The organism is Mycobacterium sp., from assembly GCF_049683355.1.
Lineage (GTDB): Bacteria > Actinomycetota > Actinomycetes > Mycobacteriales > Mycobacteriaceae > Mycobacterium.
Window position 1 is genome coordinate 1 of sequence record NZ_JBAUJB010000413.1, and the last position, 9,162, is coordinate 9,162.

10 protein-coding genes and 1 pseudogene are annotated in these 9,162 nt (G+C 67.4%); 9 read left to right on the forward strand and 2 right to left on the reverse strand.

Translation table 11 applies throughout. The features are described from left to right. Together WA944_RS23660 and WA944_RS23665 are read left to right on the forward strand one after the other, a co-directional pair. The coding region (locus WA944_RS23660; RefSeq protein ID WP_526611347.1) for a bifunctional FO biosynthesis protein CofGH at nucleotides 1–2,435 on the forward strand (2,435 nt) is incomplete at its 5' end. A gap of 73 nt (nucleotides 2,436–2,508) precedes the next feature. After that, entirely contained in the window at nucleotides 2,509–3,417 is a 909-nt protein-coding gene (locus WA944_RS23665) for a fumarylacetoacetate hydrolase family protein (RefSeq protein WP_526369001.1), read from the forward strand. A 50-nt stretch (nucleotides 3,418–3,467) separates the two neighbouring features. Here WA944_RS23665 and WA944_RS23670 read toward each other — a convergent pair whose 3' ends face one another. Continuing rightward, entirely contained in the window at nucleotides 3,468–3,923 is a 456-nt protein-coding gene (locus WA944_RS23670; RefSeq protein ID WP_526369003.1) for a YceI family protein, read from the reverse strand. Between WA944_RS23670 and WA944_RS23675 the strand changes: the two genes are divergently transcribed. The 7 genes and pseudogenes from WA944_RS23675 to WA944_RS23705 all read left to right on the forward strand — a co-directional run bounded on the left by WA944_RS23675 (nucleotide 3,810) and on the right by WA944_RS23705 (nucleotide 8,100). Beyond that, nucleotides 3,810–4,640: an MBL fold metallo-hydrolase gene (locus WA944_RS23675; protein WP_526369011.1), complete on the forward strand. Its 831-nt coding sequence runs from the start codon at nucleotides 3,810–3,812 to the stop codon at nucleotides 4,638–4,640. The two genes, WA944_RS23670 and WA944_RS23675, sit on opposite strands and share 114 nt — an antisense overlap. 25 nt (nucleotides 4,641–4,665) lie before the next feature. After that, nucleotides 4,666–4,863: pseudogene (locus tag WA944_RS23680) on the forward strand (hypothetical protein); the annotation flags it as partial. Nucleotides 4,864–5,002: 139 nt separating this feature from the next. Beyond that, nucleotides 5,003–5,329: a YdhR family protein gene (locus WA944_RS23685; RefSeq protein ID WP_526369005.1), complete on the forward strand. Its 327-nt coding sequence runs from the start codon at nucleotides 5,003–5,005 to the stop codon at nucleotides 5,327–5,329. 273 nt (nucleotides 5,330–5,602) lie between these two features. Continuing rightward, nucleotides 5,603–5,926: a ferredoxin gene (gene fdxA, locus WA944_RS23690; protein ID WP_159231102.1), complete on the forward strand. Its 324-nt coding sequence runs from the start codon at nucleotides 5,603–5,605 to the stop codon at nucleotides 5,924–5,926. A gap of 56 nt (nucleotides 5,927–5,982) precedes the next feature. Further along, complete coding sequence (dapC, locus tag WA944_RS23695; RefSeq protein ID WP_526369013.1) at nucleotides 5,983–7,071, forward strand: succinyldiaminopimelate transaminase; 1,089 nt, start codon at nucleotides 5,983–5,985, stop codon at nucleotides 7,069–7,071. Between the two features lie 129 nt (nucleotides 7,072–7,200). After that, nucleotides 7,201–7,698 carry a general stress protein gene (locus tag WA944_RS23700; RefSeq protein WP_526369007.1) on the forward strand — a complete coding sequence of 166 codons (498 nt, stop codon included), beginning with the start codon at nucleotides 7,201–7,203 and terminating at the stop codon, nucleotides 7,696–7,698. Nucleotides 7,699–7,776: 78 nt separating this feature from the next. Beyond that, nucleotides 7,777–8,100: a DUF3040 domain-containing protein gene (locus tag WA944_RS23705; RefSeq protein WP_526372764.1), complete on the forward strand. Its 324-nt coding sequence runs from the start codon at nucleotides 7,777–7,779 to the stop codon at nucleotides 8,098–8,100. 37 nt (nucleotides 8,101–8,137) lie between these two features. Here WA944_RS23705 and WA944_RS23710 read toward each other — a convergent pair whose 3' ends face one another. Beyond that, nucleotides 8,138–9,103 carry a YhjD/YihY/BrkB family envelope integrity protein gene (locus WA944_RS23710; protein WP_526372766.1) on the reverse strand — a complete coding sequence of 322 codons (966 nt, stop codon included), beginning with the start codon at nucleotides 9,101–9,103 and terminating at the stop codon, nucleotides 8,138–8,140. Nucleotides 9,104–9,162: the final 59 nt, after the last annotated feature.

Here is a 9,162-nt window from a genome sequence, read left to right on the forward strand (position 1 = left end):
CGCTGACGGCGCGCGGCGACGATCTGGCCGACCTGTGCGCCAGCGCCGCGCGGGTACGCGACGCCGGACTGGAAGCCGCGGGCCGACGAGGCCCGACAGGCCGGCTGCCCATCAGCTACTCGCGCAAGGTGTTCATCCCCGTCACGCACCTGTGCCGCGACACCTGCCACTACTGCACCTTCGTCACCGTCCCCGGCCGGCTGCGTGCAGCGGGCAAGGGCATGTACATGGAGCCCGACGAAATCCTCGACGTCGCTCGTCGTGGCGCCGAACTGGGTTGCAAAGAAGCGTTGTTCACCCTCGGCGACCGCCCGGAAGAACGGTGGGACGAGGCGCGTCAATGGCTCGACGAGCGGGGTTACGACTCAACTCTGGACTATGTGCGGGCGATGGCGATCAGGGTGCTCGAGGAGACCGGTCTGCTGCCGCACCTCAACCCGGGCGTGATGAGCTGGACGGAACTGTCTCGGCTCAAGCCGGTCGCACCGTCGATGGGGATGATGCTCGAGACGACGTCGCGGCGGCTGTTCGAGACGCGCGGGGAAGCTCACTACGGCAGCCCGGACAAAGATCCCGAGGTGCGGTTGCGGACGCTCGACGACGCCGGCCGGTTGTCGATTCCGTTCACCACCGGGCTGCTGGTGGGCATCGGTGAGACGGTGCGCGAGCGCGCCGAGACCATCCACGCCATCCGCCGGTCACAAAAGTCGTTCGGGCACGTCCAGGAAGTGATCGTGCAGAACTTCCGCGCCAAGGAGCACACCGCGATGGCGGCAACGCCGGACGCGGAGATCGACGAGTTCCTGGCCACGCTGGCCGTCAGCCGGCTGGTGATGGGGCCCAAGGTGCGCATCCAGGCCCCGCCGAACCTGGTGTCACGGGCCGACTGTCTGGCGCTTCTCGGAGCAGGTGTGGACGACTGGGGCGGGGTGTCGCCCTTGACGCCCGACCACGTCAACCCCGAGCGTCCCTGGCCCGCGCTCGACGAGCTCGCGGCGGTGACGGCCGAAGCGGGCTACGACCTGGTGCAGCGACTGACGGCGCAGCCGCAGTACGTGCAGGCCCGCGCCGGCTGGATCGACCCCCGGGTGCAGGGGCACGTCGACGCCCTCGCCGACCCCGACACCGGCTACGCCCTCGATGTCAATCCGGTGGGCCGCCCCTGGCAGGAGCCCGACGAGGCGACCGAGTCGTTGGGCCGCACCGACCTGCACGCCGCGATCGACGCCGAGGGCAGGCTGACCGAGACCCGCAGTGATCTGGGCAGCGCGTTCGGTGACTGGGAGTCCATCCGGGAGAAGGTGCACGAGCTGGCCACCCGCGCTCCCGAACGGGTGGACACCGACGTGCTCGCCGCGCTGCGCTCGGCCGAGCGCGATCCCGCCGGCTGCACCGACGACGAGTACCTCGCGCTGGCCACCGCGGATGGTCCTGCGATGGATGCCGTTGCCGCGCTGGCCGATTCGCTGCGGCGCGACGCCGTCGGTGACGACGTCACGTTCGTCGTCAACCGCAACATCAACTTCACCAACATCTGCTACACAGGCTGCCGGTTCTGCGCGTTCGCCCAGCGCAAAGGGGACGCCGACGCGTTCTCGCTGTCGACCGACGAGGTCGCACAGCGGGCATGGGAGGCGCACGCCGCCGGGGCGACCGAGGTGTGCATGCAGGGTGGTATCGACCCCGAGTTACCCGTCACCGGGTATGCCGACCTGGTTCGTGCGGTCAAGGCGCGCGTGCCGTCGATGCATGTGCACGCGTTCAGCCCAATGGAGATCACCAACGGGGTCGCCAAAAGCGGTGTCAGCATTCGTGATTGGCTCACCGAGCTGCGGGAGGCGGGGCTGGACAGCATTCCCGGTACGGCGGCAGAGATCCTCGACGACGAGGTGCGGTGGGTGCTGACCAAGGGCAAGCTGCCCACCTCGATGTGGATCGAAGTGGTCACGACGGCACATGAAGTCGGGCTGCGGTCGAGTTCGACGATGATGTACGGCCACGTCGACGCGCCACGCCACTGGGTCGGACATTTGCGGGTGCTGCGCGAGATCCAGGACCGCACCGGAGGTTTCACCGAGTTCGTGCCGTTGCCGTTCGTGCACCAGTCCTCGCCGCTGTACCTGGCGGGCGGGGCGCGCCCCGGGCCGACGCACCGGGACAACCGCGCAGTGCATGCGCTGGCGCGGATCATGTTGCACGGCAGGATCTCCAACATCCAGACCAGCTGGGTGAAGCTCGGCGTCGAGCGCACCCAGGTGATGCTCAACGGCGGGGCCAACGATCTCGGCGGCACCTTGATGGAGGAGACCATCTCGCGGATGGCCGGCTCGGAGTTCGGCTCGTACAAGAGCATCGAGGATCTGATCGGCATCGCGGCCGGCATCGGCCGTCCGGCCCGGCAGCGCACCACCACCTACACCCCTCTGGCCGCCTGACCCCCTGTTCCGCGCCCGCCGCGTGTCTACCCGTCTCTTCCTGCCCCTGGCCGAGCCTGGTAGGACGGACGGTGTGAAACTGCGACGCACGCTCGCCGACGGCCGGCTGACCCTGCAGTCGATGACGCCGGATGGCTCCTGGGTCCCCGCGCAGGATCAGGCTGTTCTCGGCGGCACGGTCTTCGACTCCGATTGGGAACTCGCCAGTGCCCGAAGGCATGTCGACCTGTCCGGCAACGTGCTGCCATTCCAGCCGGCGTCGTTTCGTGACTTCATGCTCTACGAGCAGCACGCCGTCGATGCGGCCCGCGGGCTGGTCCGCCGGTTCCACCCCGCCCAGGCCCGGGCAGCCACGCTCGTCGAGAAGCTGACCCGCAAACCGTTTCCACTGTTCAAGCCCAAAGGACTGTTCTACCGGCAACCGATCTACTACATGTCCAACCACCTCAGCTTCATCCCCAGCGGTGCCCCGGTGGCGATCCCCTCGTATTCGTCGGCGTTGGACTTCGAGCTGGAACTCGGCTTCGTGCTGAGGTCGCCGCTGTACAACGCGACCCCGCAGGAGGCGCTCGACGCGGTCGGCGCGTTCGTCGTCGTCAACGACTTCAGCGCCCGCGACGTGCAGCGCAGCGAGATGGCCACCGGGCTGGGGCCGCAGAAGTCCAAGCACTTCGCATCCTCGATGTCGGTGGTGGCGGTCTCCGCCGACGAGATCGTGCCCAGGCTGGACGAGCTGAGCGGTTCGGTCAGTGTCAACGGCTCCACGGTCGGCACGGTGTTCAGCCGGGGGATGCAGTGGTCGATCGGTGAGGTGCTCGCGCACGCCTCGCGTAGCGAATATCTCTATCCGGGAGAACTGTTCGCGACCGGCACCCTGCCGGGTGGCAGCGGTATGGAGACGGGTCGGTGGTTACAGCCGGGAGACCGGCTCACGCTGGTCATCGATCAGATCGGGGAGATCAGTCATTCGATCACCGAGTAGTGCCGGCGAAGGCCACCGCGACGTGACCGCGGTGGCCTTCCGTACCGGCGTCAGGCCTGCTTGAGAGCCTCGATCTCGAGCGTGATCGTCACCTTGTCGCCGACGACCGCGCCTCCGGTCTCCAACGGGATATCGATGTCGACGCCGAAGTCCTTGCGGTTCAGTACAACCGACGCCTCGAACCCGGCGACCTCGCCGTGACCCATGCCGGGGTTGACCCCGTTGAACTCCAGATCCAGCGAGATCGGCCGAGTGACACCATGAACCCACCACATGTCGGCAACCCGTTCGCCGCATCTTCCGGGGTGGATGTCCTCCCGACCTACTGGCCGGTCCCGGGCATGGGTGTCATCCCGATGAACGCCTTCCTGCTGCATTCCGCCGAGCCGGTTCTGGTCGACACCGGCACGGGCGTACTCGCGCCGGATTTTGTCGACGCCCTCGCCGACCGCGTGAAACTGCCGGAACTGAAATGGATCTGGCTGACCCATGAGGACCGCGACCACGCCGGCGCCCTGGAGCGACTTCTCGAGTTGGCTCCCAAGGCAACAGTTCTCGGAACCTTCCTGACCTTCGGGCGGGCCGCACCCGCCGGCGCCCCGCCGTTCGACAGAACCCGCATCGTCAACCCCGGCGACGACGTCCACGTCGGCGACCGGGTGCTGCGGGCCGTTCGGCCTCCGCTCTACGACAGCCCCGGGACGCTGGGTTTCCTCGACCGATCGACCGGCGCATATTTCAGCTCGGACTGCTTCGGTGCGCCACTTCCCGCCGACCTGGTCGCAGGGCCGGACACCGACCACATCGACCCGGACGAGCTGCGGTCCGCGCAGGTGGCCTGGGCCGGCACCGACAGCCCGTGGGTTGCCCACGCCGACGGTACCAAGCTGCGCGACCAGATCGAAGCCGTTCGTGGGCTCGATCCTCCGTGCTGCTCTCGTCACACCTGCCTCCGGTCCGGCGCGGTATCGACCACAGCCTGGACTCGGTTCTGGCCGCCAGTCAGGCCGAGCCGGTCCCGGCGCCGACTCATGACCAGATCGCCTCGCTGCTCGACGAATTCGGCGCCGACGAACACCAACCATCGGAGAGGGCCACCGCATGACCACCACAGAACTGCTCTACCGATTCGACGGACGATTCAGCCGCGTCGTCCCGATCGGCCCTGTCGCCGAGGGCTTCCGGCTCGACGGACACTTCGCCGGCACCCTCACCGCCGGTGAACTCGACGGCGCTGCGGTCGAAGGGGTGGACTACTTCAGGATTCGACACGACGGCGCCGGCGTGGTCCGCGGACACGAGGTGATCACCACCGGTGACCACGAAACCATCGCGGTGGAGCTGACCGGTCTCCTGCTTCCCCCACGGGATATCGGCCGGCCCCGGCCTGAGGACATCGCTGTGCCCGGATTCGCCTGGCCCGCCGAGCCTTACACCATCCACGTCAGCGCCAGATTCCAAACCGCCCACCCGGCAGTCGGATACCTCAACACCACCGTCGTCGCCCACACCGGAACCGTCAACTTCGTGACCGGCGAGCTGCGCGTCGAGCCCGCCCCATCGCCTGACCCACCCGAGGAGCCACATGTACGTGCGGATCGTCACCTTCGCTCTGGCCGATCTCGCACCCGAGGCCTACACCGCTCACGCCGAGCAGATCGCCGCGGCATTCATTGCCTGGCCCGTGCTGCTGACCAAGGTCTGGCTCGCCGACCCCGACACGAACACCTACGGCGGCGTGTACGTATTCGCATCTCGCGACGCCGCCCAGGCGAGCCGCGACACCGCGGTGTTCGGCGGTCTGCTCGACAGCCCACACTTCGCGGAGCTGTCCATCCGCGAGTTCGCCGTGCTCGACGGTCCGACGGCGGTGACCGGCGGGGCGCTCACCCAGCGACAGCGCACCACCTGAGTGGCCGCCCGTGCGCTCGCGGGGCGGGGGAGAGGCGGCAGTGCATCCGGGTGCGTAGCCGTGGCACACTAGGTGACTTGTATGTGCGACGTTTAGTATCAGTAACCACGCGCAATCCCTGAGTCGGGTTGCCGTGCAAGTTAGGGCACACTGAGACACGCGTCCAACTAACGGCAGGGATACTTGCTGAGGCTGGCCGTGGTCGATAGCTGAGCCCCGCCTAGCAGCAGCCCACTGGTAGGTAGTAGCTGGAGAGAACTCGAGGAGAAGTTCGTGACGTACACGATCGCCGAACCCTGCGTCGACGTCAAAGACAAGGCATGTATCGAGGAGTGCCCTGTCGACTGCATCTACGAGGGCGCACGGATGCTGTACATCCACCCGGATGAATGCGTCGACTGCGGCGCCTGTGAGCCGGTTTGCCCGGTCGAGGCGATCTACTACGAAGACGACGTGCCTGATCAGTGGGGCAGCTACACCCAGATCAACGCCGACTTCTTCGCCGAACTCGGCTCGCCCGGTGGGGCGTCGAAGGTCGGTCAGACCGACAACGACCCGCAGGTCGTCAAGGACCTTCCCCCGCAGGGTGAGGACTGAGAACCACGGCGCAGCCTCCCGCCCAGCACGAGCAGCCTGAGGGCACCCGCCGGCCGCTGAGGTCGGCGTCGCTTCCGGTGTTCCCGTGGGACACTCTGGCCGACGTGACCGCCCTCGCGCGGGCCCACCCCGGCGGCATCGTCGACCTGTCTGTCGGCACCCCGGTCGATCCGGTGGCGCCGCTGATCCGCGACGCGCTCGCCGCAGCCAGTGCTGCCCCCGGGTACCCGACGACCGCCGGCACGTCGGCGCTGCGCGAGGCTGCAGTCGCCGCGCTGCACCGCAGATACGCCATCACCGGCCTGTCACCCGGTGCGGTCCTGCCGGTGATCGGCACCAAAGAGTTGATCGCCTGGCTGCCGACGCTTCTCGGGCTCGGCGGTGCCGACACCGTCGTGGTGCCGGAGCTGGCGTATCCCACCTACGAGGTGGGGGCACTGCTGGCCGACGCCGCCGTGCTGCGGGCCGATTCGCTGACCCAGCTCGGGCCGGCCTCACCGCCGCTCGTCTACCTGAACTCGCCGAGCAATCCGACCGGCAAGGTTCTCGGCGTGGACCACCTGCGCAAAGTCGTCGAATGGGCCAGAGAACGCGGCGTGCTGATCGCCTCCGACGAGTGTTACCTCGGGCTCGGCTGGGACGCCGCTCCATTGTCGGTGCTACACCCGGACGTCTGCGGCGGCGACCACACCGGCCTGCTGGCCGTGCACTCGCTGTCGAAGACCTCGTCGCTGGCCGGTTATCGGGCGGGCTTCGTCGCGGGCGACGCGGCCCTCGTGGCCGAGCTCCTGGCGGTGCGCAAGCACGCCGGCATGATGGTGCCCACCCCGGTGCAAGCCGCGATGGTGGCCGCGCTCGAGGACGACGCGCACGAACAGTCTCAGCGCGAGCGCTACGCCCGCAGGCGAGACGTCCTGCTGCCGGCACTGCGCTCGGCGGGTTTCACCGTCGACCACTCCGAGGCCGGGCTCTACCTGTGGGCCACCCGCGGCGAACCGTGCCGGGACACCGTCGCGTGGCTCGCGCAGCGCGGCATCCTCGCCGCTCCCGGTGAGTTCTACGGGCCCGGCGGGGCGCGGCACGTGCGGGTGGCGCTGACGGCCACCGACGAGCGTATCGCCGCTGCGGTGCAGCGATTGGGCTGAGGCTGCGGTGCAGCGATTGGGCTGAGGCTGCGGCGAGGGCGCATTCATGCTCGGGCGCACGAATAGCCGGCAGCAACGTGGGAACCACTATCTGAGCCCGACACAAGAGCACCGATAGGGAGGCACACAATGTCCGACACCGTGCGCGATGCCACCGGAAATCCGGACACCGATGCGAAGACCTTCGAGAGGAGGCGGCTGCTGGCCTCCTTCGAGGCCTACGCCGACGCCCAGGAGTTGGTGGACCGAATGTCCGACGGCGGCTTCCCGGTGGAGCACGTCAGCATCGTCGGCGACGGCGTACGCACCGTCGAACACGTCACCGGCCGGATGACCAAGGCCAAGGCGGCGTTGGCAGGTGCCGCGACCGGCGCGTGGCTCGGCGTGTTCATCGGGTTGCTGTTCTTGCTGTTCACCGTCGGCCCGTTCTGGCAATGGATCTGGGTGCTGCTGATCCCGATCCTCATCGGAGCGTTGTTCGGCGCGGCTTTCGGGTTCATCGCGCACTGGTCGACTCGCGGGCGACGCGACTTCTCCAGCGTGCACACCCTGACGGCGGCCCGTTACGACGTCTTCGTGAGCGCTGAACATGTCGACGAGGCCGCACGATTCGTCCGCCGAGCATAAATCCTGCAGACGCAGGCATATCGACGGCGACAGAGGGCATTCCACGGCTGATGTGTTGGTAGTGGAAGGGACTGGACGATGACACTTTCCGAGCATGAACAGCACGCTTTCGCTCAGATCGAGCGACAGTTGCGCGCCGGCGGCTTGGACTACGAGCTTGTGGCGGCCGACGCCGCGGCACGGCGATGGTCGGTGCGGCGAGGGCTCAAGGCCGCCGCCCTAGTGGTGCTGGGCCTTGCGCTGTTGGTGCTCGGGTCCATCTTGCCGGTCCAAGGCGGCGTCGTACTCATGGTTCTGGGCGTGGTGATGGTGTTTCTTGCCGCGTTGTACGCGGTGACCCATCGACCGATCGGCGCAGCGGCGCGGTGGCTGGCCGATCGGTGCAGGAGACGACGAAGTTGACAGTCCCGCCGACCGTGTCGGCGGCGACACGGAGTGGCTAACCTCGCGAGTCCACAGCGACTTCTTCGGGATCATCGAGCGCGCCCTCGTGCTCACCTGCGCACTTGGACTCGATCTGGGCCGAGATGGCCAGGGCCAGAAAGATGGCGATGGAGGTCAGCAGTCCCCACAGCAACAACACCACGACCGCCGTCAGCGGGCCGTAGACGTTACCGAGGTCGTCGGAGAACATCAGATACACGGCGACCAGACCGGTGAACAACAACAGCAGCAAGAGAGCTGTGCCAGTTCCCAGGGTGAGAAACGACCATCCCGGCTGGCGTCGGCGTGGTGCGAACTTCATCATTACAGTGACTGAGCCGAGCAGTAGTGCGACGCCCACCGGCATGGCGATGATCGTGACCTCGTCGTCGTCGAGGCCGAACACCCGCTCGACGGCCTCGCCGAACGTGGACGCCGCGATCAACACGATGTAGCCGATGAGCGCGGGGAAGCCGGCCAGAAAGGCCATACCGAAAGCGCGGCTATATTTGCGCAGAGCCGGGCGGTCGCGTCGGATGCCGTAGATGCGGTTGGCGCCGCGTTCGACTTGCCCCATGGCGGTCGTCATGGCGAAGACGGCCAGGAACAGGCCCAGCCACAGCGCCACCACCGAGCTGTCGTCACCGTGAGACTGCCGAAGTGCATTGCGGACCACCTCGTCGGACGCCCCAGGGGTCAACTGAAGCAGTGTCATCCTCAGGACGGTTCCGATCCGGTCGGCATACAAGGTGTTGCTGAGCCCGACACCGGCGATCATGAAAGGCACCATGGCCAGCGCGAGCTGAAACCCGAGCGCGCGGGAATGGGAGAAGCCGTCGCCGTACCTGAACCGTCGGAAGGACTCGATAAACAGGCCCCCTCGGTTGGTGCGGATGATCCGCCAGGCGGTTTGACCGCCTAATGGGTGTTGATCAGCGTGTCCTTGACGGGGATTCTGTCTCTGGAGCGGGAGGCTGATCACCGAGCCGCCGGCCGGTGAGCACCGTTGCCGCCTGGAGTGATGGTCAACTCCTAAAGCTA

Bases quoted from the DNA above. Each gene is read 5' to 3' on its own strand.
- WA944_RS23700 (WP_526369007.1), top strand. From the start codon at position 7,201: ATGTCCGACACCGTGCGCGATGCCACCGGAAATCCGGACACCGATGCG.
- WA944_RS23685 (WP_526369005.1), top strand. From the start codon at position 5,003: ATGTACGTGCGGATCGTCACCTTCGCTCTGGCCGATCTCGCACCCGAG.
- WA944_RS23705 (WP_526372764.1), top strand. From the start codon at position 7,777: ATGACACTTTCCGAGCATGAACAGCACGCTTTCGCTCAGATCGAGCGA.